A 22,151-nucleotide genomic window follows, 5' to 3' on the forward strand; every position below is an offset into this window, starting at 1 on the left:
TCGCCTGTGCCCCCTTTCTTTGAGCCTCTTTTGAAAGCAAACATGACCATGAAACAACGCTACTACACCCTGTCGGCCTGCGCACTGGCCGCTGCCCTGTTGGCCGGCTGTGAGCGCAGCAGCACGGCATCGGCGCCTGCTGCGCCAGCCGCCAGTGCGCCGGCAGCCCCCGCGCCGGCCGACACCCAGCAAGCTGCCCTGCGCACCGAGGTCTTCAACCCGGGCGAGCAGGCGATCTTTGCCGTGTCCTCGGTGCTGGTGCAGGGCAAGAGCGAGGTGCTGCTGATCGATGCGCAGTTCTCAGCCGAGCAGGCGCGCAAGCTGGCCGACAAGATCAAGGCCACCGGCAAGCGCCTGACGACTATCTATATCAGCCATGGTGACCCGGACTTCTACTTTGGTCTGGACACCCTGCAGGCCGCGTTCCCCGAGGCCAAGATGGTGGCCACACCGCAGACCATTGCCCATATCGAGGCCACCAAGGATGCCAAGCTCAAGGTCTGGGGGCCGCAGCTGGGCGAGAACGCACCCAAGCAGCTGGTGGTGCCCCAGCCGCTGCAAGGCGACAGCCTGCAGGTCGATGGCCAGGCCTTGCAGCTGATCGGCCTTGATGGCCCGACACCCGACCGCACCGTGGTCTGGATTCCGTCGATCAAGACGGTGGCCGGTGGCATCCCGGTGCTGGCCGGTGAGCATGTCTGGATGGCCGATACCCAGACACCGCAGTCGCACAGCGACTGGCTGGCGATGCTGGCGCGCATCAAGGCATTGAACCCGGAGGTCGTGATCCCCGGCCACTTTGCAGGCGCGATGCCCACTGGCACGGCGGCTGTGGACTTTACCGCCGACTACATCCGCGCCTTTGACGAGGAAACAGCCAAGGCCAAGGACGGCGCGGCGCTGGAAGCGGCGATGAAGCAGCGCTTCCCCAACCTGGGCGGCCTCGAAGGCCTGGCGCTGAGCGCCAAGGTCGCCAAGGGCGAGATGCAGTGGCACTGATGAAGGCTTGACAGGCCTTATCGAGTGGCACCCCGGCGGGATCGAGCCATCCCCGCCGGGGTGCATTGCTTTTTGCCTACAATGCGTGTTTTGGCTGGAATCTCCAGCCCCTTTGGCGTGCGCGCCAGATTCCAGGCCTTTTTCCGTTGTTTGTTAATGCAGCACATTCGTAATTTTTCCATCATTGCCCATATTGACCATGGCAAGTCGACCTTGGCGGACCGCCTGATCCAGTATTGCGGAGGCCTGGCCGAGCGCGACATGGAGGCACAGGTGCTGGACTCGATGGACATCGAGAAAGAGCGTGGCATCACGATCAAGGCGCAGACGGCGGCCTTGCAGTACAAGGCCAAGGACGGCAAGGTCTACAACCTCAACCTGATCGACACCCCCGGCCACGTGGACTTCTCCTATGAAGTCTCGCGCTCGCTGTCGGCCTGCGAAGGCGCGCTGCTGGTGGTCGATGCCTCCCAAGGCGTCGAAGCCCAGACGGTGGCCAACTGCTACACCGCGCTGGACCTGGGCGTGGAAGTGTTCGCGGTGCTCAACAAGATGGATCTGCCCAATGCAGACCCGGACAATGCCAAGGCCGAGATCGAGGATGTGATCGGCATTGATGCGAGCGATGCGATTCCCTGCTCGGCCAAGACCGGCATGGGCATTGAAGAAATTCTGGAAGCCGTGGTGGCCAAGGTGCCGCCACCCAAGGGCGAGCCCGAGGCGCCCCTGCGCGCGATGATCGTGGACAGCTGGTTTGACCCCTATGTGGGCGTCGTGATGCTGGTGCGCGTGGTCGATGGCCAGCTCAAGAAGAACGAGCGCTTCAAGATGATGGCCACCGGCGCGGCCTACGAAGCCAACAGCCTGGGCGTGTTCACGCCCGCCAACGAGTCGCGCGATGTGCTCAGGGCCGGCGAGGTGGGCTACATCATTGCCGGCATCAAGGAGCTCAAGGCCGCCAAGGTGGGCGACACCATCACCCTGGAAAAGAAGCTGCCCAACAACCTGGGCCCGGCCAGCGCGCCTCTGCCAGGCTTCAAGGAAGTCAAATCCCAGGTGTTTGCCGGCCTGTACCCGACCGAAGCCTCCGAATACGACCAGCTGCGCGATGCGCTGGAAAAACTCCAGCTCAATGACGCGGCGCTGCACTACGAGCCCGAAGTCTCGCAGGCGCTGGGCTTTGGCTTCCGCTGCGGCTTCCTGGGCCTGCTGCACATGGAAATCGTGCAGGAGCGCCTGGAGCGCGAGTTCGACCAGGACCTGATCACCACCGCGCCCAGCGTGGTCTATCAGGTGCTCAAGGCCGATGGCGAACTCGTCGATGTGGAAAACCCCTCGAAGATGCCCGATGCCGGCCGTCTCGAAGAGGTGCGCGAACCCATCGTGACCGTGCACCTCTATATGCCCCAGGACTATGTCGGCCCGGTGATGACCCTGGCCAACCAGAAGCGCGGTGTGCAGATGGACATGGCCTACCACGGCCGCCAAGTGATGCTCACCTATGAGATGCCACTGGGCGAGATCGTGCTGGACTTCTTTGACAAGCTCAAATCGGTCTCGCGTGGCTATGCCTCGATGGACTACGAGTTCAAGGAATACAGGGCCTCCGACGTGGTCAAGGTCGACATTCTGCTCAACGGCGAGAAGGTGGACGCGCTGTCCATCATCGTGCACCGCTCGCAGTCGGTCTACCGTGGCCGTGCGGTGGTGGCCAAGATGCGCGAAATCATCAGCCGCCAGATGTTCGATGTGGCGATCCAGGCGGCGATTGGTGCCAACATCATCGCCCGCGAAACGGTCAAGGCCATGCGCAAGAACGTGCTGGCCAAGTGCTATGGTGGCGACATCACGCGTAAGCGCAAGCTGCTCGAAAAGCAGAAGGCCGGCAAGAAGCGCATGAAGCAGATCGGCTCGGTGGAAGTGCCCCAAGAGGCGTTCCTGGCGATCTTGCAAGTGGACGATTAAGAAGAGAAGAAGCCAAGAACAACGCTATGCAACTCCTGACAACACTGATTCTGGCCGCTTTTGTGGCCTATATGGGCGCCTGGTACAGCGGCGCCATCGAAGGCAATTTTGCACTGCTGCTGTTTTTGGCCACGGTGATCACCGGCGCCTACTGGCTGGCAGAGCGCTTTTACTTCTTCCCCCGGCGCCAGGCGGCCGCTGCCCAGCTCGAGGCCTCGGCGGCCGAGCGGCGCCGGCAGCTCGATGCCCAGGGCATCACCAAGGTCGACGGCGACGATGTGCAAGAGGGCAAGACGCGCCTTCTGATGCAGCCCTGGTGGCTGGACTGGACCGCAGGCCTCTTCCCGGTGATCGCCGTGGTCTTCATCCTGCGCTCCTTCCTGTTCGAGCCCTTCAAGATTCCTTCGGGCTCGATGATTCCCACCTTGCAGGTGGGCGACCTGATCCTGGTCAACAAGTTCACCTATGGGGTGCGCCTGCCGGTGATCAACAAGAAGATCACCGAAGGCACGGCGCCCAAGCGCGGCGATGTGATGGTGTTCCGCTACCCGCCGCAGCCGAGCATGGACTACATCAAGCGTGTGGTCGGTGTGCCCGGGGATGAGGTGGCCTACATCAACAAGCGCTTGACCATCAATGGCAAGGCGGTGCCGACGACCAACCAGCCCGATTACTTCGAGCAGGATGCGATGCGCTACTTCAAGCAGATTGAAGAGCAGCTGGGCGACAAGCCACACCGCTCCATCATCAACCCGGACGTGCCCAACTTCGTGCAGGGCGTGACGGACTTCAAGTACAAGGACAACTGCCGCTACAGCGTCGAGGGCGTGACCTGCAAGGTGCCCGAAGGCCATTACTTCATGATGGGCGACAACCGCGACAACTCGTTGGATTCCCGTTACTGGGGCTTTGTGCCGGATGCCAATATTGTCGGCCGGGCCTTCTTTGTCTGGATGAATTTCGGTAACATCAAGCGTATCGGACCGTTTAACTAAAAAAGTTTTCTAAGAGGGATTGACTATGCAGGCTATGAAACAAGCACCCCGGCAGCGCCAGCGCGGCATGTCGTTCATCGGTGTGGTGCTCTGGGGTTTCATCATCGTGGCCCTGGCCATTGTGGGCAGCAAGGCAGTCCCGATCGTGATCGAGAACATGAACATCAAGAAGGCCGCCGTCAAGGCGGCCCGCCAGGGCACGACGGTGCAGGAAGTGCGCGCCATCTATGAGCGCTCGCAGGCGATTGATGACATGACCTCGGTCAATGCCAAGGATTTGGAAGTGACCAAAGACACGGACGGCAAGATTGTGGTGTCCTACAGCTACGAGCGGGACATCCCCTTGTACGGGCCAGCCTTTCTGGTCTTCCGTTTTAACGATAGTGTGAAGTAGGTGGAATCAGAACTCAGTCGATTGCAGGAACGCCTGCAGTATTCTTTTGCGAACGGTGCGTTGCTGCAGCGAGCGGTAACGCACCGTAGTTTTTGTGCGGATCACAATGAGCGCCTGGAGTTTCTGGGCGACTCGGTGCTGGGCCTGGCGGTATCGACGATGCTGTTCCAGAAGCTCAAGGGCACCCCGGAGGGCGAGCTCTCGCGCATGCGCGCCAACCTGGTCAAGCAAGACACCTTGCACCAGATTGCGCTGCGCCTGCAGCTGGCCAAGGTGCTGCGCCTGGGCGAAGGCGAGTCCAAATCGGGCGGGCGTGAGCGCCCCTCGATCCTCGCCGATGCGGTCGAGGCGATTATTGGAGCGGTTTACTTGGATGCCGGCTACACGCAGGCCGAGGCGATCGTGCATCATCTCTATGAGCGTGTCGAAATCTCGCAGCACATGCCCGCCGCATCCAAGGATGCCAAGACGGCGCTGCAGGAGTGGCTGCAGGCACGCAAGAAATCGGTGCCGGAGTACGTGGTGACCGGCACAACCGGGGCTGCGCATGCGCAGACCTTCCATGTCGACTGTGTGGTGCCGGCCTTCCAGGCCCGCAGCGAAGGCGCTGGCGCATCGCGCCGTGCGGCCGAGCAGGCGGCAGCCGCCATCATGTTGCAACAACTGCAGACCCAGCATCGCTAAGCTTTTTATGATCTCGAAAAAAAACCCATCTCCAAGCGCTGCTGGCCAAGAACCTGCAGAGCTGTTGCCTTCGGGCCAGACCCTCTCTGACCTGGACGCGATGCTGGCAGCCGCCAAGCCCGGCGCGACTGTAGCCCGCGTCAGCGCCCCCGATGCCGGCCAGACCGAGGCGCCCGCCGCACCCGCAGCACCTACCGGCCCGCAGCGCTGCGGCCTGATTGCCATCGTCGGCAAGCCCAATGTGGGCAAGTCCACGTTGATGAATGCGCTGGTCGGCCAGAAGATCTCGATCACCTCGCGCAAGGCGCAGACCACGCGCCACCGTATCACCGGTATCCGCACAAAGGACAACACCCAGTTCGTGTTTGTCGATACGCCGGGCTTTCAGACCCGCCACTCGCGCGCCTTGAACAAGTCGCTCAACAAGACGGTGATGGGCGCCATCGGCGATGTCGACCTGATCCTGTTTGTCGTGGAAGCGGGCAGTTTCACCTTGGCCGACGCCAAGGTGCTGTCGCTGTTCAAGCCCGGCATTCCGACCTTGCTGATTGCCAACAAGCTCGACACCGTGCACCGCCGCCATGAGATTGCGCCCTGGCTGCGCGACATGCAGGAGCGCCATCCCTTTGCCGAGTTCGTGCCGATGTCGGCCAAGAACAAGGGCGATATCGAGCGCCTGTTCGGCATCTGCGAAAAGTACCTGCCCGAGCAGGCCTGGTTCTACGGACCGGAAGAGCTGACCGACCGCAGCGAGAAGTTTCTCGCGTCCGAGACCGTGCGCGAAAAGCTTTTCCGTTTTACCGGCGATGAGCTGCCCTATACCTCGACGGTGGTCATCGACAAGTTCGACGAGGAGCCCAGCAAGACGCATGGCCGCTTCATGCGCATTGCAGCGACCATCGTTGTCGAGCGCGATGGCCACAAGGCCATGGTGATTGGCGAGAAGGGCGAGAAGCTCAAGCGCATCAGCACCGAGGCACGCCAGGAGCTGGAAAAGCTGCTTAACGCCAAAGTGTTCCTGGAGGTCTGGGTCAAGGTCAAGTCCGGCTGGGCCGATGACGAGGCCCGGGTCAAGTCCTTCGGCTACGAATAAGCGCCAAGGGGCGCAACACCGGCGCACCGCCTGCTGTGCCCGGTTGGCGCCCAGCGCCCGGTACCTGACCTCTTCTGTGGCCCCAACGGGGTCACGTACTGCACCCCCTGAGCCATGGCTGTCAAGCGCGTCAACGAGGAACCGGCCTATATCCTGCACCGGTACGACTGGAGCGAATCCAGCCTGGTGCTGGAATGCTTTACCCGGCACCGGGGACGCGTGGCCCTGGTCGCCAAGGGCGTTAAAAAACCCACCTCCAACTTTAGGCCGGTGCTGCTGGCCTTGCAGCCGCTGCGCCTGTCCTGGGGCATCGCGGGCGAGGGGGCCTCGGACATCCACACGCTCAAAAGCGCCGAGTGGGTCGGCGGCCACACGATGCCGGTGGGCGCGGGCCTGCTCTCGGGCCTGTACCTCAATGAGCTGCTGATGCGGCTGCTGGCGCGCGAAGACCCGTTTGCCAACCTGTTCGACATCTATGCCGGTGTGGTGCGGGTGCTGGCCACCGACCATGGCGAGGTGCTCGAGCCCGTGCTGCGCGCCTTTGAGCTGCTGCTGCTGCGCGAGCTGGGACTGCTGCCATCGCTGGCGGCGCAAACGCTGTCGCTGCAGCCGCTCCAGCCCGCCACGCGCTATGTGTTGGTGCCCGATGCCGGCCTGCGCGAGGCCCATGGGCAGGACAGGGCGGGGCTCAGCGGTGCACAATGGGAGGACTTGGAGCAAGCGCTGTCCGCTGCAAATCCCTATCCTGCGGTGCTCAGGGCTTGCGTGTTGTGCGCCGCAGAGTTAAAAGTTCAGTTGCGTACGCTGCTGCAACACCATTGTGGTCAGCCGGTATTGCGTACGCGCCAGTTGATGATGGATATCCAATCACTATGACTACCCCCGTGAAAACTGCCCTGTCTATCAACCTCAACAAGGTGGCACTGGTGCGTAACACCCGCCACCTGGATATCCCGAGCGTGACGCGAGCGGCACGTCTGTGCCTGGAAGCGGGCGCGCAGGGGATCACCGTGCACCCGCGGCCGGACGAGCGCCATATCCGCCCGGGCGATGTGGAGCGGCTGGCCGATGTGATCGCCACCTGGCCGGTCAAGCGCGAGTACAACATCGAAGGCAATCCTTTCCAGAATCTGATGACCTACGTGCGCCAGTACCGTCCGCACCAGGCCACCTTTGTGCCCGATGGCGAGGACCAGTTCACCAGCGACCATGGCTGGAACTTTCCGCAAGACGCCGAGCGCCTCAAGCCGCTGGTGGACGAGTGCAAGGCACTGGGCGTGCGCGTGAGCCTGTTCATGGACCCGATCCCCGAGCAGATGGCCGCTGCCAAGGCGGTGGGCGCCGACCGCGTCGAGCTCTACACCGAGCCCTATGCGGCCGCCTTTGGCACGCCCGAGCAAAGTGTGCAGCTGGCGCGCTATGTGGCCGCAGCCAAGGCGGCGCAGGCCGTGGGCCTGGGCGTCAATGCCGGCCATGACCTGAGCCTGCGCAACCTCACCCCCTTTGTGACCCATGTGCCCCAGGTGCTGGAAGTGTCGATCGGCCACGCCTTTGTCACCGATGCGCTGGAGATGGGCTACGCCGAAGCCGTGCGTGCCTACCGCCGCTCGCTCGACGCCCGCGCCGATGGCGTGCTGCTGTAATGGCACGCCCAGGTCTGTGACAGCATGATCTACGGTATTGGCACCGACATCTGCGATATCCGCCGCATCCGCGCTACGTTGGAGCGCCAGGGCGAGCGCTTTGCCCACAAGGTGCTGGCCGAGGGCGAGCTGGCCGTCTGGCGCCGCCGCAGCGAGCGCTGGCCTGACCGGGGCGTGCGCTACATGGCCACGCGCTTTTCGGCCAAGGAGGCCTTCAGCAAGGCCGTGGGCCTGGGCATGCGCATGCCGATGACCTGGCGCAATTGCGAGGTCATCAATCTGCCCAGCGGCAAGCCGGGCATCCGGCTGCATGGCGAGCTGGCCACCTGGTTTGAGGTGCAAGGGCTGACGGCCCATATCACCGTGACCGACGAGGTCGACTATGCCGCGAGCTTTTGCGTCGTCGAAAAGCTCTGATTCCCGCTCCCCCGGGCCCTGCCAGGGCCCGTTTTTGAATTGTCCGCATCCCTCCCATGCACGCTCCTCTGATCATTGATATCGCCGGCAAGGCCCTGACCGATGCCGACCGCGCCCGCCTGGCCCACCCGCTGGTGGGCGGCATCATCCTGTTTGCCCGCAACTGGGAGAGCCGCTCGGCGCTGGTGCAGCTGTGCGCGCAGATCAAGGCCATCAAGCCGGATTTGCTCATTTGTGTGGACCACGAGGGCGGGCGCGTGCAGCGCTTCCGTACCGATGGCTTCACGCACCTGCCATCGATGCGGCATTTTGGCCAGATGTGGATGGACGACGGCCAGGGCCGCCAACACCGCCCGGGCAGCGGCGCGATGCGGGCGATGAATGCCGCTACCGCAGCGGGCTATGTGCTGGGTGCCGAGCTGCGCGCCTGCGCGGTGGATTTCAGCTTTACCCCGGTGCTCGATCTGGACTATGGCGAAAGCTCGGTCATCGGTGACCGCAGCTTTCACCGCGACCCGCGCGTGGTGGCGATGCTGGCCAAGAGCCTCATGCATGGCCTGCTGCAGGCGGGCATGGGCAACTGCGGCAAGCATTTTCCTGGTCACGGTTTTGTCAAAGCCGACTCGCATGTGGATATTCCCGTCGATGGGCGCAGCCTGAGCGCCATCCTGGCAGAAGATGCCGCGCCTTACCCCTGGCTCAGCAGCGTGCTGACGGCCGTGATGCCCGCGCACGTGATTTATCCCAAGGTGGACAAGCGCCCGGCTGGCTTTAGCGAGAAATGGCTCAAGGATGTGCTGCGTACGCGCCTGCGCTATGACGGTGCGATCTTCAGCGACGACCTGAGCATGGAGGGCGCGCGCCGCATCAATGGCAGCTTGATCAGCTACACCGAGGCCGCGCTGGCCGCCTTGTCTGCCGGCTGCGACATGGTGCTGCTCTGCAACCAGAGCCTGGGCCTGGGCGCCCATGTGGATGAGCTGCTGGACGGCATGGACGACGCGCTGCGCAGTGGCCGCTGGCAGCCCGACGAGGATTCGGAATCGCGCCGCCTGGCGCTGCTGCCCGAGACGGTGCCCCAGCCCTGGGATGAGCTGATGCGCCAGCCCGCCTACCAGGACGCGCTGGACCTGCTCGGCTGAGCTCCCGCATGGCTGGCTGCGGCGGCGGTTTAAGCCTCGCCTCAGCCCCGTCCTCTAGATTGCTCTTATCCCCTAGATGGCTGAGAGCATATGCCCCTTCACAACCCCTTGCGCCGTGTGGCGCTGGCTGGCCGCGAGGCCCTGGCGCTGACGCGGCCCTATTTTGTCTCCGAGGACAAGCTTCGCGCCTGGGGCCTGCTGGCCGCCATCGTCGCGCTCAACCTGGCAGCGGTGTTCATGCTGGTGCAGATCAACAGCTGGAACCGGGTGTTCTACGATGCGCTGCAAAACAAGCAGGCCGATGTGTTCTGGCACCAGCTCTGGCGCTTTTTGTGGCTGGCGCTGGTCTACATCGTCATTGCGGTCTACAAGTTCTACCTCACCCAGCTGCTGCAGTGGCACTGGCGGCGCTGGCTCACCGAGCATCTGCAAGGCCGCTGGCTGGCCCACAAGACCTTCTACCGCATGGAGCTGGGCCGCTACAGCGGCAGCACGCAGATGCCGGACAACCCCGACCAGCGCATCCAGGAAGACATCAACCTGTTTAGCAGCTACACCGTGGCGCTCAGCATGGGGCTCTTGAACGCCCTGGTCACCTTTGTCAGCTTTGTCGGCATCCTCTGGGGGCTGAGCGCGGCGATGGATCTCAGCCTGCCTGCCATGCTGGGCGGCGGCAGCCTGCATATTCCTGGCTTTATGGTCTGGATGGCCGTTGTGTATTGCCTCGTGGGCAGCGCCATTTCGCTGTGGCTGGGCAAGCCCCAGGTGGGCCTCAATATCACGCAGCAGCGCCTGGAGGCCGACTACCGCCACCACATGGTCCGGGTGCGCGAGCATGCCGAGGCGATTGCGATGGACGGCGGCGAGCGGGTGGAAGGCGCGCAGCTGCGCCTGCGCTTTGCCGATGTGCTGGGCAACTACCTGCTGCTGATCCGCCAGCAAAAAAAGCTCGCCTGGTTCACCAATTTCTTTGGCCAGGCCGCCGTGGTGTTTCCCTTCATCATTGCCGCGCCGCGCTTTTTCAGCGGCGCCATCCAGCTGGGCCAGCTGATGCAGATTGCCTCGGCCTTCAACCAGGTGCAGGATTCGCTCAGCTGGATCGTCAACAACTACAGCGATATAGCGGCCTGGCGGGCCACCACACGGCGTCTGGCCAGCTTTGAGGCCGGTCTGCAGGCCCAGGCCCAAGCCCAGGGCCCGTCGCTGGAGGCGGCCGACCATCTGCAAACCCAGGGCCTGCAGGTGGCGCTGCCGGGGGGCCGGGTGGTCATCGACGATGCGGCCCTGCAGCTGGCCGCTGGCCAGGATGTGCTGATCAGCGGGCGCTCGGGCAGTGGCAAGTCGACCTTGCTGCGCAGCCTGGCCGGCATCTGGCCCTTTGCGCGCGGCCGGGTGCTGCGGCCGCAGGACAGCATGTTCATCGCGCAGCGCCCTTATTTTCCTGATGGCAGCCTGCGCCAGGCTTTGGCCTACCCGCAGCCCGCGAGTGACTATGGCGATGCCCAGCTGAAGGCGGCCTTGCGTGCAGCGCAGCTGGCGCCGCTGGTGGAGCGGCTCGATGAGGTGGCCGCCTGGAACGCCGTGCTCTCGGGCGGTGAGCAGCAGCGCCTGGCGATTGCGAGGGTCCTGCTCAAACGCCCCGCCTGGGTGTTTGCCGACGAGGCCACCAGCGCGCTGGACCAGGCGACCGAAGCCGAGGTCTATGCGCAGCTGCTGCAAATGGTGCGTGAGCGCGGTGGGTCTCTGGTGTCGGTTGCCCACCGCGACAGCGTACAGGCCTTCCATGGCGGGCGCTGGCAGCTCGATGCGGCGCAGCGGGCGGTGCTGCCGGTCTCTGCAGCGCGCTAGGCTGCACCGCCTTGGCGGTTGGGCCGGCTGCGATGGGCCGAAAAAATGCCTGCACAAGGCAGGCGTGCAGGCATGCAGGCATTTTTCAGCGCTGGCTGTGAAGGCAGAGGTCAGGCGACGGCGCCGACACCCAGCAGGGCGATGACCAGGAAGATCACCGTGATGGCGATAAAGATAAAGAACAGGATCTTTGCAATGCCCGCTGCGCCCGAGGCAACACCGGTAAAGCCGAACACGCCGGCCAGCAACGAGATCACCGCAAAAATAATGGCCCACTTCAGCATCGAAAACCTCCTGTTGTCATGTGATGCTTCGATGTTAAGCACGGGGCCAGGGCACAGTCGTGGGCCGAAGATGTAAGTAGCGGTAGGCTGGCGCTGACAGTGGCTGATTTGCGGCTGCAAGCGCCCTTTAAGGCACCGATGGGGTCTGCGCTGGCTCTGCCGGGCTGGCCTCAGGCGGCTGCTGCGGTGGTGGATCGTCGGTCCAGCGGCGCACCACCTTTTGGAAGATATGGGTGTTGGGGATCTGCAGCACCACGCTCTGGCTGCGGTCGGCTGCAAAGTCCTCGATGGTGGTGTAGAGCATGTTGATATCGACCACCCGGCCCTTGGCACCGGGCTTGTCCAGGCCGTCGAGCACCTCGATATAGTCGCCCAGCCGGTAGGGCCGCACGGTGAAGATCAGCACCGCGCAGAAGAAGTTGGACAGCACGCTCCAGGCGGCGAAGAAGGCCACGGCGCCGACGGCGGCAAAGCCGGAGAACGCCGTCCACAGCACGGTGGCGCTGACCCCCAGGCGCTCCAGAATCAACAGGCAGGTGCCGCCAATGATGAGCCAGCGCACGAGGCCCTTGATCGGCACGGCCAGCTCCAGCGGCCAGTGGTAGTGCTGGGCCATGCGGGTGATGAGCTTGCGGGTGACATAGTTGAGTGTGATGGACAGCAGCAGGATCAGGCTGATCTGCATGGCTGGCACGATGATGTCCACCCATTCGGTGGCCCAGTCAGGGATCAGGAGTTTGAGTCGGTTCATGGCAGGCGGGGGGAGCGCAGCGGGCGCCAAGGCAGCCCGTGGAGTTGGATGCGCCGATTATCGGCGACGAGGGGCCGCGTTCATGCCAGCGGCAGCTGGCTTTCCTCGGCACGGCAGGCCTCGTCATGCCAATCGACCAGCGCCTGGATATCCATCGCGATGCGGGCCTGGCCCAGCTGCGCGACGAAGCGGCAGGCGCTGTACTGCGCCGCTTGCTTGTCGTAGACATGCGTCCAGTCTGCGCGCGCTGCCAGTTGGTTGGCCGCGACCGGCCAGCGCCGCACCTGCGGGCTGGGGCCGGACAGGCCCATGCGCCAGGGCTTGCCGGTGACACGGGCGCGAAAGCACTGCTGCTGCAGGCACAGGCGCTGGTAGATCGGATCGACCTGCAACGCAGAGAACAGCGCCTGCACCGCGCCGTCCGTGGGCGCCATCGCCTCATGGGTGACGATGATGCGCATGCCCTTGGGCGTGCTGTAAACGCGCAGGCCCCAGTCGGGGTGGTGCTGGCTGAAGGCGGTGACCCGCTCTAGCGCCAGCTGCCGGGGATCGGCGCTGCCGGCCTGCTTTTGGCGCAGGTTCAGCAAACGCCGGAGCCACAGCGCGAGCACGGCCACGGCGCCTGCCAGCACCACCATCGCGGGCAGCGCGCCGCCCTGCGCAAAGATGACAAAGCAGGCCGCCAGCGCAAAGACTGCCGCGATCAGCAGCGGTGCCAAGCTAGGGGGCTTTGGCTGCGGCGGGAAGTCCATGTCGGCAATGGCGACATCGGGGGTGTTGAGGCAGTGCGCGCCGTAGCTGTTGCGCGTCATCACCGCCCGGCCGCGCTGGCCCAGAATCTCTTCGCGGATGGGAGTCTGGCCGTTCAGCCCATATTCCCCCAGCCGCTCCATGCGCTGAAAGCGGGCATCGAGGTTGCGCGCCTGCGGGGCGCTGAGCACCTGGTCAAGCGCGGCCTGGGCGCGCTGCTGGGCATGGGCTTGCGCGGCATCGGGGCTCTGGTCGGACCAGCCCCAGCGTTGGACGGTGGCGCCATGGCGGGGGCTGGTCTCATGGCGCAGGCGCGCTTGCGCCCAGTAACGGGGTATCTGCATGCAGGCCAGTATATCGGCGGCGGCTGGCCATGAAAAAGCGGCACAGGCTCTGGGCAGAACCTGTGCCGCTGGGCGCTGCTGGCAGGCCGGGGGCCTGCGGGGCGCCTTATTGCTCCCGGCGCAGCGCGGGGAACAGGATGATGTCGCGGATGCTGGCGCTGTCGGTCAGCAGCATCATGAAGCGGTCGATACCGATGCCGCAGCCGCCGGTGGGGGGCATGCCGTACTCGAGGGCGCGCACAAAGTCGTGGTCGTAGTACATGGCTTCGTCATCGCCGCCATCCTTGGCTGCAACCTGGGCGTTGAAGCGCGCGGCCTGGTCTTCGGCATCGTTCAGCTCCGAGAAGCCGTTGCCGAATTCGCGGCCGGTGATGTAGAGCTCAAAACGCTCGGTCACTTCGGGGCGGTCATCGTTGGCGCGGGCCAGCGGGCTGATCTCGGTCGGGTGCTCCATGATGAAGGTGGGATTCCAGAGCTTGTCCTCGACCACTTCCTCGAAGTACAGCACCTGCAGGCTGGCCAAGGTGCGGCCCGCCAGCTTGTCCTTCTCTTCCTTCATGCCCAGCTTCTTCAAGGCATTGGTGAGCCATTCGCGGTTGCCCACGTTCTCGCCGGCATCGGTGTACTTGACGATGGCTTCGGTGATCGTCAGGCGCTCGAAAGGCTTGGCGAGGTCCACCGGCTTGCCGCCATAGGTCAGCTCCAGGGTGCCCACGGCCTTTATCGCCGCGTCGCGGATCAGCGCTTCGGTGTAGTCCATCAGATCGCGGTAGTTCCAGTAGGCCGCGTAGAACTCCATCATCGTGAACTCGGGGTTGTGGCGCACCGACACCCCTTCGTTGCGGAAGTTGCGGTTGATCTCGAACACCCGCTCGAAGCCGCCCACGATCAGGCGCTTGAGGTAGAGCTCAGGGGCGATGCGCAGGTACATCTCCTGGTCCAGCGCATTGTGGTGGGTGATGAAGGGCTTGGCATTGGCACCACCGGGGATGGGATGCAGCATGGGGGTTTCGACTTCGAGGAAGCCATGCTCGACCATGAACTCACGGATGCCGGAGACCGCCTTGGAGCGGGCCACAAAGCGCTTGCGGGCGTCTTCGTCGGTCATCAGGTCGACATAGCGCTGGCGCACCTTCTGCTCCAGATCGGCCATGCCGTGGAACTTGTCGGGCATGGGGCGCAGGCTCTTGGTGAGCATGCGGATCTTGGTCACCTTGATCGACAGCTCGCCGGTCTTGGTCTTCATCAACTGGCCTTCGGCACCGATGATGTCGCCCAGATCCCACTTCTTGAAATCGGCGTACAGCTCTTCGCCCACCGCATCGCGGGTGACGTAGAGCTGGATGCGGCCGGTGGCATCTTGCACAGTGGCAAAGCTGGCCTTGCCCATCACGCGCTTGAGCATCATGCGGCCGCCGACGCTGACGGTCAGCGCGGCAGCGTCCAGATCGGCGGCGTCCTTCTCGGCGTGGGCCGCAATCAGGTCGGCTGCGCGGTCGGCGGGCTTGAAGTCATTGGGGAAAGCCACACCTTTGCCTTGGCGCTGTGCTTCGCGCAGGGCTTTGAGTTTTTCGCGGCGCTCGGCAATCAGTTGGTTTTCGTCGTGCGCAACCGGCGCGGTCTCGGGAGTGGTGTGGTTTTCAGACATGAAGAGGCCAGCATTGCGCTGGTAAACGGCCAAAACCTGTCATTTTAAGATTTTTAGCGTGCCCCGTGCCGGCAAAAGCCGTAGTGTCCGACTGCTGCGCCGCTTTTCGTCCCTGGCGCGCAGGGGGATTTGCTGGCGCCAGCCTGGGCTGCGGCCCTAGAATAATAGCCTCAAGCCCTTTGTTATTGGCCTGCCAGCTTCATTTTTAATAGCAAATTCGCATTCTCGGGATGGCTCCCGACTGGAAACACCGATGCTTTTTCAAATCCTGTCCCTGCTGCTCAATATCGCAGGTGGTCTGCTGACCGGCGCCTGCCTGCTGCGCTGGTACATGCAGTACCAGCGCGTCTCCTTCAACAACCCGCTGGGGCAGCTGGTGCTGGCGCTGACCAGCTGGATGGTGCTGCCCTTGCGCAGGATCACCAAGGGCCTGCCCGGCGGTGACTGGGCCAGCATTCTGGGTGCCTGGCTGGTGCAGGTGGTCCAGTTTGTGCTGCTGTGGCTGGTCGCGGGCGGCCTGACATCGCTGTTGTCGGTGCTGGTGGTGGCCACCATTGGCGTGGCCAATATCGCCATCTCCACGATGGTGGTGGTGACCCTGGTGCATGCCGTGCTCTCCTGGCTGTCTTCGGGCAATGGGGTGATGAATGCCGTGTTCTACCAGCTCACCGCGCCGCTGCTGCGCCCCTTGCGCAAGGTCATTCCACTGATTGGCGGGGTCGATCTGTCGCCCATCGTGCTGCTGGTGGGCTTGCAGATCATCTCCATCATGCTGGCCCATCTGCAATCCCGGCTGCTGATGGCCGTGTGATGTGACCCTTGGGGCGCCAAGCCCGGACGCAAAAAACCGCCTAGGGCGGTTTTTTTTATGAGGATTCGCGGCCCCCAGCGAACCGCTGGGGTAGCGAGGCCGATCAGGCCACTGCGTCAGCCGGCAGGCGCTGCAGCATGGCCAGGCTGCTGGCAATGCGGTCGCGCAGCTCGCGGCGGTCGACAATCATGTCCACGCCACCCTTTTGCTGCAGGAACTCGGCGCGCTGGAAGCCTTCGGGCAACTTGACGCGCACGGTGTTCTCGATCACGCGCGGGCCGGCAAAGCCGATCAGCGCCTTGGGTTCGGCCATGACGATATCGCCCATGAAAGCGAAACCGGCAGACACGCCGCCCATGGTCGGATCAGTCAGCACGCTGATGTAGGGCAGGCCCTTCTTGGCAAAGCGGGTCAGCGCGGCATTGGTCTTGGCCATCTGCATCAGGCTGAGCAGGCCTTCCTGCATGCGCGCGCCACCGGTGGCGGTAAAGCACACAAACGGCACCTTTTGCTCGATGGCGGTTTCGACGCCGCGCACAAAGCGCTCGCCGACGACCGAGCCCATCGAGCCGCCCATGAATTCAAACTCGAAGCAGGCGACCACCAGGTTGATGCTCTTGACCGAGCCACCCATGACGACCAGTGCATCGGTCTCGCCGGTGTTTTCCAGCGCTTCCTTGAGGCGTTCTGGGTACTTGCGGCTGTCCTTGAACTTCAGCGCATCGACGGGCAGCACTTCCTGGCCAATCTCGTAGCGGCCTTCGGCGTCGAGGAACTGGTTCAAGCGCGAGCGCGCCGACATGCGGTGGTGGTGGCTGCACTTGGGGCAGACATTGAAGTTGTGCTCCAGGTCGGCCTTGTACAGCACGGCTTCGCATGCAGGGCACTTGATCCACAGACCTTCGGGCATCTGGCGACGCTCGGCCGGGTCGGTGTGCTGGATCTTGGCGGGTAACAGTTTCTCTAGCCAGGACATGGTTGTTTTCCTTTGCTCTCGCACTCAAGGGGCTGCGCACGGCGCAGCCCAGGAGGCGCATTATGCGTCAAGCGCCTTGCGGATGCCACGCAAAAAATCGGAGACCAGCGCCACGACTTTTTCGTGCGGCTGGTTTTCGATCAGCTGGATGATGCGGGTGCCGATCACCACGGCATCGGCCACCTTGCCGATGGCCTGGGCCGTTTGCGCATCGCGAATGCCAAAGCCTACGCCGACAGGGATGTGCACATGCTGGCGGATTTGCGGCAGCATCGCTTCGACGGCACCGGTATCGAGCGTGCCCGCACCGGTGACGCCCTTGAGCGAGACGTAGTACACATAGCCACTGGCCACGCGTGCGACTTGCTGCATGCGCTCTTGCGTGGAGGTGGGCGCCAGCAGGAAGATCAGGTCCATGCCATGCGCGCGCAGATCGGCCGCAAAGGCTTCGCATTCTTCGGGCGGGTAGTCTACCACCAGCAGGCCATCGACTCCGGCGGCAGCGGCATCGCGCACAAAGGCGCCCTTGCCGTGCACCTGGTCATAGCGCTCGACCGGGTTGGCGTAACCCATCAGCACCACGGGGGTGCTGTTGTCCTTGACGCGGAACTCGGCCACCATGGCCAGCACCTGCTTCATGCCAATGCCCAGCGACAGGGCTTTTTCTCCGGCCTTCTGGATGACGATGCCGTCGGCCATCGGGTCCGAGAAGGGCACGCCCAGCTCGATCACATTGGCGCCCGCATCGACCATGCCGTGCATCAGCGCAGGTGTGATGTCGGCAAACGGAAAGCCGGCGGTGACATAGGGGATCAAGGCCTTGCGGCCGGCCAGCTTCAGCTGGTCAAAAGTTGCGGCGATACGGCTCATTTGGTGTAGCTTCCCTTGACGGCCACGCCGCGGCTGGAGGGTTGGGCATAAAAGTCGACGCCCGAGAGATCGGCCACGGTGCCAATGTCCTTGTCGCCCCGGCCCGACAGGCTCACGAGGATGGACTGGTCGGCGCGCATGGTCTTGGCCAGCTTCATCGCATAGGCCACGGCGTGGCTCGATTCCAGCGCCGGGATGATGCCCTCGGTATGGCAGAGGTAGTGGAAAGCGTCGAGCGCCTCCTGGTCGGTGATGCCGACATACTGGGCGCGGCCAATTTCCTGCAACCAGGCGTGCTCGGGGCCCACGCCGGGGTAGTCGAGACCTGCACTGATCGAATGGGTTTCGGTGATCTGGCCGTTGTCGTCCTGCAAAATGAAAGTGCGGTTGCCATGCAGCACGCCCGAGGAGCCGCGCTGCAGCGACGCCGAGTGCTTGCCGCTGTCCAGGCCTTCGCCGGCCGCTTCCACGCCGATCAGGCGCGTGTTCTCATGGGGGATATAGGGATAGAAGATGCCCATGGCATTGCTGCCGCCACCCACGCAGGCGATCACCGCATCGGGCTGCTCGGCAGCCATGTTCTGTTCCTTGAACAGCGCCGGCATCTGGGTCAGGCACTCGTTGCCGATCACGCTCTGGAAATCGCGCACCATCATCGGGTAGGGGTGGGGGCCGGCGACGGTGCCGATGATGTAGAAGGTGTTGTCCACATTGGCAACCCAGTCGCGCATCGCTTCGTTGAGCGCGTCCTTCAGGGTCTTGCTGCCCGATTCGACCGGCACCACGGTGGCGCCCAAGAGCTTCATGCGGTAGACGTTCGGGCTTTGGCGGCGCACATCTTCGCTGCCCATATAGACCACGCATTCGAGGCCATAGCGGGCGCAGATCGTGGCCGTCGCCACGCCATGCTGGCCGGCGCCAGTCTCGGCAATGATGCGCGGCTTGCCCATGCGCTTGGCGAGCATGGCCTGGCCGATCACATTGTTGATCTTGTGGGCGCCGGTGTGGTTGAGGTCCTCGCGCTTGAGGTAGATCTGCGCGCCACCCATCTCGCGCGACATGCGCGCAGCGTGGTAGACGGGCGAGGGGCGGCCGACATAGTGGGCCAGCTCGTACTGGAATTCGCGCAGGAACTCCGGATCGTTCTGGTACTTGTCATAGGCCTCGCGCAGCTCGACCAGGGCGTGGGTCAGGGTTTCGCTGGCAAAGCTGCCGCCATAGGGGCCGAAATGGCCCGCGGTATCGGGTTGCTGGTATTCAAACATGGAAGGGATTCTTGGCAAGTAGTGTGTCAGCGGCACGCACGGCTGCGACAAACTGTTGGATTTTTTCGGCGTCCTTGGTGCCCTTGATGGTCTTGCCATCGGCACCGGTCATCTCAACGCCCGAGCTCACATCCACCGCGAGCGAGATGCAGCGCGGTCTGACTTGCACAATGCCATCGGTCACGTTTGCAGGCGTGAGTCCACCAGACAAAACGAGATGAGAGGCTACGTTTGTTGGAAGCAGTGACCAATTGAATGCTTTGCCGCCGCCGCCGAACCCCTCGACATGGGCGTCGAGCAGGATGGCCTTGGCGTGTGAATATCGATGGGCGTATTCTACGAGGTCGAACTGCACCGCAGCGTCGCCAAGGGGTATGCGTGCGGCGCGCAAAAAGCTGCGCTCACCGCCGCCGGTTGACGCCAGGCATTGCTCCGGGCTCTCGTCACCATGGAACTGGGCGATGGCGCCGGGCACGCGGGCGCAGGCAGCCATCACCTGGGCCGGGGTCTCGTTGACAAACAGCAGCACCGGCGTCACGAAGGCGGGCAGGCGGCGGGCCAGCTCGGCGGCGCGCTCAGCGGTCACGGCCCGGGGGCTGGCGGGGTAGAGCACAAAGCCGATGGCATCGGCGCCGGCGGCCACGGCCGCGTCCACATCCTGTTCGCGGGTCAGGCCACAGATCTTGATGCGGGTGCGGCCCGCGCTTGCTTGCATGGCGGTCAATGGAGCTCCTTGTTCAGGCAAACCAGTCAAACGAGATGGCCTCGCTGGGCAGGCCCCAGTGCGCATCGTACTGGGGGCCCAGAAAGTACAGGCCATCGGGGGAGAAGGTGGGGGCGGCGGTCTCGCGGCTGCGCGCGTCGAGCACCTCTTGCATCCATTCTGGCGGCTTGGTGCCCTGGCCAATCACGACCAGGCAGCCCATGATGTTGCGGATCATGTGGTGCAAGAAGGCGCTGCCCTGGAAATCAAAGCGCCAGTAGCAGGACGGCACGCCATCGCGCGAGGCACTGGGGCGCTGCGCGCTGCGGCCAATATTGATCGCATACAAGGTCTTGACGGGCGACTTGGCCTGGCAGCCGGCGGCGCGAAACGAGGAGAAATCATGCTCGCCCAGCAGGTACTGCACCGCGCGCTCCATGGCCTGCAGATCCAGCGGCTGGAACACCCAGCCGACCCGGCCATGCTCCACGCTGGGGCGCACCGGCGACTGCAGCAAGGCATAGCCATAGCGGCGGGATGTGGCGCAGGCGCGGCTGTGGAAGGCGTCGGGCACGCTGCGCGCCCATTGCACGGCAATGTCCTTGGGCAAGAAGGTGTTGGTGCCACGCACCCAGGAGGCTTCGGTGCGCTCGACAGGGGCGTCGAAATGCACCACCTGCATGAGGCCGTGCACACCGGCATCGGTGCGGCCAGCGCAAATGGTGGAGAGGGGGGAGGCGGCAAAGCGGCTCAGCGCCGCTTCAAGATGGTCTTGGACAGTATTGCCGCTGGGCTGGCTTTGCCAGCCCTGGTACGCCTGTCCGTTATAGGTGATGCCCAGGGCGATTCGCATGGCGCCATCATAAGGCTGCCGGCCCACCCGACCATGAAAAAGCCCCGCAGAGCGGGGCTGGTGCCGGGAGAGCGGCTGCGGGTCAGCGGCTTTGGTCCAGCAAGCGCTGGGCCTGGGCCTTGACGGTGGCGCTGGACGACTCGGCCATGACTTCTTCGGCCAGCGAGCGTGCGCCTTCCTTGTCGCCGATGGCCAGGAATTCCTGGGCCAGGGTCAGCTTGGTGGCCAGCGGATCGCTGTCATCGATCTCCAGACCGGCCATGTCATCGGCCAGGGTGACCGGATGGGTGTGGTCTGGCTCGCCGGTGCTGGGCAGGTCCAGCGACAGCGAGGTCATGTCAAAGTCCATCGTCGGCATGCTCTTGTCGCCGATGGGCATCTGCGCCGTGCTTTGGCTGTCGAAGTCGCTCAGCTGGAAGTCGAGCGAGCCGGGTTGGGTCTCCAGGCTCTGCGCGGCGCTGTGGCTGGCACTGGGCGAGAGCTCGGACGGAATGCTCAGCGCTTCGGCCAGTTGGCGGTCAAAGTCTTCCATCGACAGCGCAGGCTTGCCTGCGGCAGGCGCCAGTGCTTCAAAAGCCAGGCCCGCATCAGCGGCCGGCGCAGCTGGCGCGGCTACCGGGGCAGCAGGCGCTGCCGGTGCCTGGAACTGCGAGGCGGCATCCGGGGTTTCGGTCAGCTGGCTGCTCATCGCGAAATCCAGACCGGTGGAGGGGCTGAATGCGCTGGCAGGGCTGGAGGCTGCCATCGTCGTGGGCGGCAGCGTGTTCTCGAAAGGAATCGGCTCGGCGCGCGCAGCAGCAGCGGCGGCGGCCAGCGCGGCAGGCGTGGCGATCTCCGCCGCAGAAGGCACAGCAGCGGTGTTGTTCTGGTAGATCGGGTTGGCCGCGTCCAGCTCCTGGCCCAGCGCCGCGATGCGCAGCCAGTCGGGGCCGGTGCCACCGGTCAGCTGGCGGGCATCCTTGGCGATGCTCTCCAGCGCCAGGCGGTCCTTGCGCTTGGCGTAGATCTCGGCCAGCTTGGCATGCAGTGCGCTGCGCGTCGGGCTGGTGCGCAGCGCCTCCTTGAGGATTTCCTCGGCCTGCAGGTCACGGCCATAAGCCAGGTAGACATCGGCTTCGGCCACCGGGTCGACATCGCCGGCATCGAGCTGGCTGGGGGTGTAGGCCAGCGAGGAGTTGCCGGTGGTCATCGCGCTCACCGAGGTGTCGATGTGCTGGCCACCGCTGGCGCCAAAGAACGAGTCCTGGGCCAGGCTGCTCTCGAGCACCGAGTCGGTCGCGGCGTTGACGCCTTCGTTGCGCTTTTTGTTGCGGTACCACAGGCCGCCGAGCAGCGCGAGGATGGCCAGGCCGCCCGCTGCGGGCAGCAGGGGGTTGTCCAGCAGCTCATCGACAAAGCTGGGCTCTTCGACCGGCGCAGGTGCCGGAGCGGGCTTGGGCTTGGGTGGGGCCGCAGGTGCCGGGGCTGGCGCTGCTGCAGGTGCAGCGGCGTCGCTGGCGCCAGCAGCTGGCGCTGGGGCCGGTGCCGTGGCGGGCGCTGGGGCTGGTGCCGGGGCCGTTACCGCAGGCGTAGCGGGTGCTGCAGGTGCAGGCGTGGGGGGGGGGGGGGGGGGGGGGGGGGGGGGGGGGGGGGGCGCGGGGCCCGCGCGCCGCGCGGGGGGGGGGGGGGGGGGGGGGGGGGGGGGGGGGGGGGGGGGGGGGGGGGGGGTGGGGGGGG

General features: G+C 64.4%; 22 protein-coding genes. 12 read left to right on the forward strand and 10 right to left on the reverse strand.

Going from position 1 to position 22,151, the window contains the following annotated elements:
• Positions 1–48 precede the first annotated feature (48 nt).
• The 11 genes from WH303_RS06210 to WH303_RS06260 all read left to right on the forward strand — a co-directional run bounded on the left by WH303_RS06210 (position 49) and on the right by WH303_RS06260 (position 11,180).
• Positions 49–999: an MBL fold metallo-hydrolase gene (locus tag WH303_RS06210; RefSeq protein WP_339517430.1), complete on the forward strand. Its 951-nt coding sequence runs from the start codon at positions 49–51 to the stop codon at positions 997–999.
• Positions 1,000–1,155: 156 nt separating this feature from the next.
• On the forward strand, positions 1,156–2,964 hold the full coding sequence (gene lepA, locus WH303_RS06215) for a translation elongation factor 4 (protein WP_021026425.1): 1,809 nt from the start codon (positions 1,156–1,158) through the stop codon (positions 2,962–2,964).
• A 26-nt stretch (positions 2,965–2,990) separates the two neighbouring features.
• A complete protein-coding gene (gene lepB, locus WH303_RS06220) occupies positions 2,991–3,959 on the forward strand; it encodes a signal peptidase I (RefSeq protein WP_021026426.1) in 969 nt (322 codons plus the stop codon).
• Between the two features lie 25 nt (positions 3,960–3,984).
• Positions 3,985–4,353, forward strand: coding sequence for a DUF4845 domain-containing protein (locus tag WH303_RS06225; protein ID WP_043339557.1), 369 nt, complete (start codon positions 3,985–3,987; stop codon positions 4,351–4,353).
• A complete protein-coding gene (rnc, locus tag WH303_RS06230) occupies positions 4,354–5,037 on the forward strand; it encodes a ribonuclease III (RefSeq protein ID WP_027010793.1) in 684 nt (227 codons plus the stop codon).
• Between the two features lie 100 nt (positions 5,038–5,137).
• Positions 5,138–6,130, forward strand: coding sequence for a GTPase Era (gene era, locus WH303_RS06235; RefSeq protein ID WP_021026429.1), 993 nt, complete (start codon positions 5,138–5,140; stop codon positions 6,128–6,130).
• Between the two features lie 114 nt (positions 6,131–6,244).
• On the forward strand, positions 6,245–7,006 hold the full coding sequence (gene recO / locus WH303_RS06240; protein ID WP_021026430.1) for a DNA repair protein RecO: 762 nt from the start codon (positions 6,245–6,247) through the stop codon (positions 7,004–7,006).
• The gene (locus WH303_RS06245) at positions 7,003–7,773 is read left to right on the forward strand and encodes a pyridoxine 5'-phosphate synthase (protein WP_027010795.1); all 771 of its coding nucleotides are present in this window, start codon (positions 7,003–7,005) and stop codon (positions 7,771–7,773) included. The genes recO and WH303_RS06245 overlap by 4 nt, the downstream gene beginning before the upstream one ends.
• Before the next feature lie 24 nt (positions 7,774–7,797).
• On the forward strand, positions 7,798–8,190 hold the full coding sequence (gene acpS, locus WH303_RS06250; RefSeq protein WP_339517431.1) for a holo-ACP synthase: 393 nt from the start codon (positions 7,798–7,800) through the stop codon (positions 8,188–8,190).
• A 56-nt stretch (positions 8,191–8,246) separates the two neighbouring features.
• Positions 8,247–9,332 carry a beta-N-acetylhexosaminidase gene (nagZ, locus tag WH303_RS06255; protein ID WP_339517433.1) on the forward strand — a complete coding sequence of 362 codons (1,086 nt, stop codon included), beginning with the start codon at positions 8,247–8,249 and terminating at the stop codon, positions 9,330–9,332.
• A 90-nt stretch (positions 9,333–9,422) separates the two neighbouring features.
• Entirely contained in the window at positions 9,423–11,180 is a 1,758-nt protein-coding gene (locus WH303_RS06260) for an ABC transporter ATP-binding protein/permease (RefSeq protein ID WP_339517435.1), read from the forward strand.
• Between the two features lie 110 nt (positions 11,181–11,290).
• Here the strand turns inward: WH303_RS06260 and WH303_RS06265 are convergent, their stop codons facing one another.
• The 4 genes from WH303_RS06265 to lysS form a co-directional block, all read right to left on the reverse strand.
• The gene (locus WH303_RS06265) at positions 11,291–11,464 is read right to left on the reverse strand and encodes a DUF1328 domain-containing protein (RefSeq protein WP_021026435.1); all 174 of its coding nucleotides are present in this window, start codon (positions 11,462–11,464) and stop codon (positions 11,291–11,293) included.
• A 127-nt stretch (positions 11,465–11,591) separates the two neighbouring features.
• Complete coding sequence (locus WH303_RS06270) at positions 11,592–12,215, reverse strand: mechanosensitive ion channel family protein (protein ID WP_021026436.1); 624 nt, start codon at positions 12,213–12,215, stop codon at positions 11,592–11,594.
• Positions 12,216–12,295: 80 nt separating this feature from the next.
• Positions 12,296–13,309 (reverse strand): hypothetical protein, encoded by a 1,014-nt coding sequence (locus WH303_RS06275; protein ID WP_339517436.1) that lies wholly within the window; start codon positions 13,307–13,309, stop codon positions 12,296–12,298.
• Between the two features lie 106 nt (positions 13,310–13,415).
• Positions 13,416–14,957, reverse strand: coding sequence for a lysine--tRNA ligase (lysS, locus tag WH303_RS06280; protein WP_339517437.1), 1,542 nt, complete (start codon positions 14,955–14,957; stop codon positions 13,416–13,418).
• A 253-nt stretch (positions 14,958–15,210) separates the two neighbouring features.
• Here lysS and WH303_RS06285 point away from each other — a divergent pair, with 253 nt between their 5' ends.
• Positions 15,211–15,768 carry a YggT family protein gene (locus tag WH303_RS06285; RefSeq protein ID WP_339517438.1) on the forward strand — a complete coding sequence of 186 codons (558 nt, stop codon included), beginning with the start codon at positions 15,211–15,213 and terminating at the stop codon, positions 15,766–15,768.
• Positions 15,769–15,871: 103 nt separating this feature from the next.
• On the opposite strand, the gene accD is transcribed toward WH303_RS06285, so the two are convergent.
• The 6 genes from accD to WH303_RS06315 form a co-directional block, all read right to left on the reverse strand.
• A complete protein-coding gene (accD, locus tag WH303_RS06290) occupies positions 15,872–16,744 on the reverse strand; it encodes an acetyl-CoA carboxylase, carboxyltransferase subunit beta (protein ID WP_339517440.1) in 873 nt (290 codons plus the stop codon).
• A gap of 60 nt (positions 16,745–16,804) precedes the next feature.
• Entirely contained in the window at positions 16,805–17,614 is an 810-nt protein-coding gene (gene trpA / locus WH303_RS06295; protein WP_339517441.1) for a tryptophan synthase subunit alpha, read from the reverse strand.
• On the reverse strand, positions 17,611–18,879 hold the full coding sequence (gene trpB / locus WH303_RS06300) for a tryptophan synthase subunit beta (protein WP_339517443.1): 1,269 nt from the start codon (positions 18,877–18,879) through the stop codon (positions 17,611–17,613). The genes trpA and trpB overlap by 4 nt, the downstream gene beginning before the upstream one ends.
• The gene (locus tag WH303_RS06305) at positions 18,872–19,594 is read right to left on the reverse strand and encodes a phosphoribosylanthranilate isomerase (RefSeq protein WP_339517444.1); all 723 of its coding nucleotides are present in this window, start codon (positions 19,592–19,594) and stop codon (positions 18,872–18,874) included. The genes trpB and WH303_RS06305 overlap by 8 nt, the downstream gene beginning before the upstream one ends.
• 22 nt (positions 19,595–19,616) lie before the next feature.
• Positions 19,617–20,435, reverse strand: coding sequence for a tRNA pseudouridine(38-40) synthase TruA (gene truA / locus WH303_RS06310; protein ID WP_027010797.1), 819 nt, complete (start codon positions 20,433–20,435; stop codon positions 19,617–19,619).
• 82 nt (positions 20,436–20,517) lie between these two features.
• Positions 20,518–22,151 (reverse strand): FimV/HubP family polar landmark protein (locus WH303_RS06315; protein WP_339517446.1); only part of this gene is annotated, 1,634 nt, incomplete at its 5' end.

The sequence above is a fragment of the Comamonas sp. MYb69 genome, from assembly GCF_037479315.1.
Taxonomy (GTDB): Bacteria; Pseudomonadota; Gammaproteobacteria; order Burkholderiales; family Burkholderiaceae_C; genus Comamonas.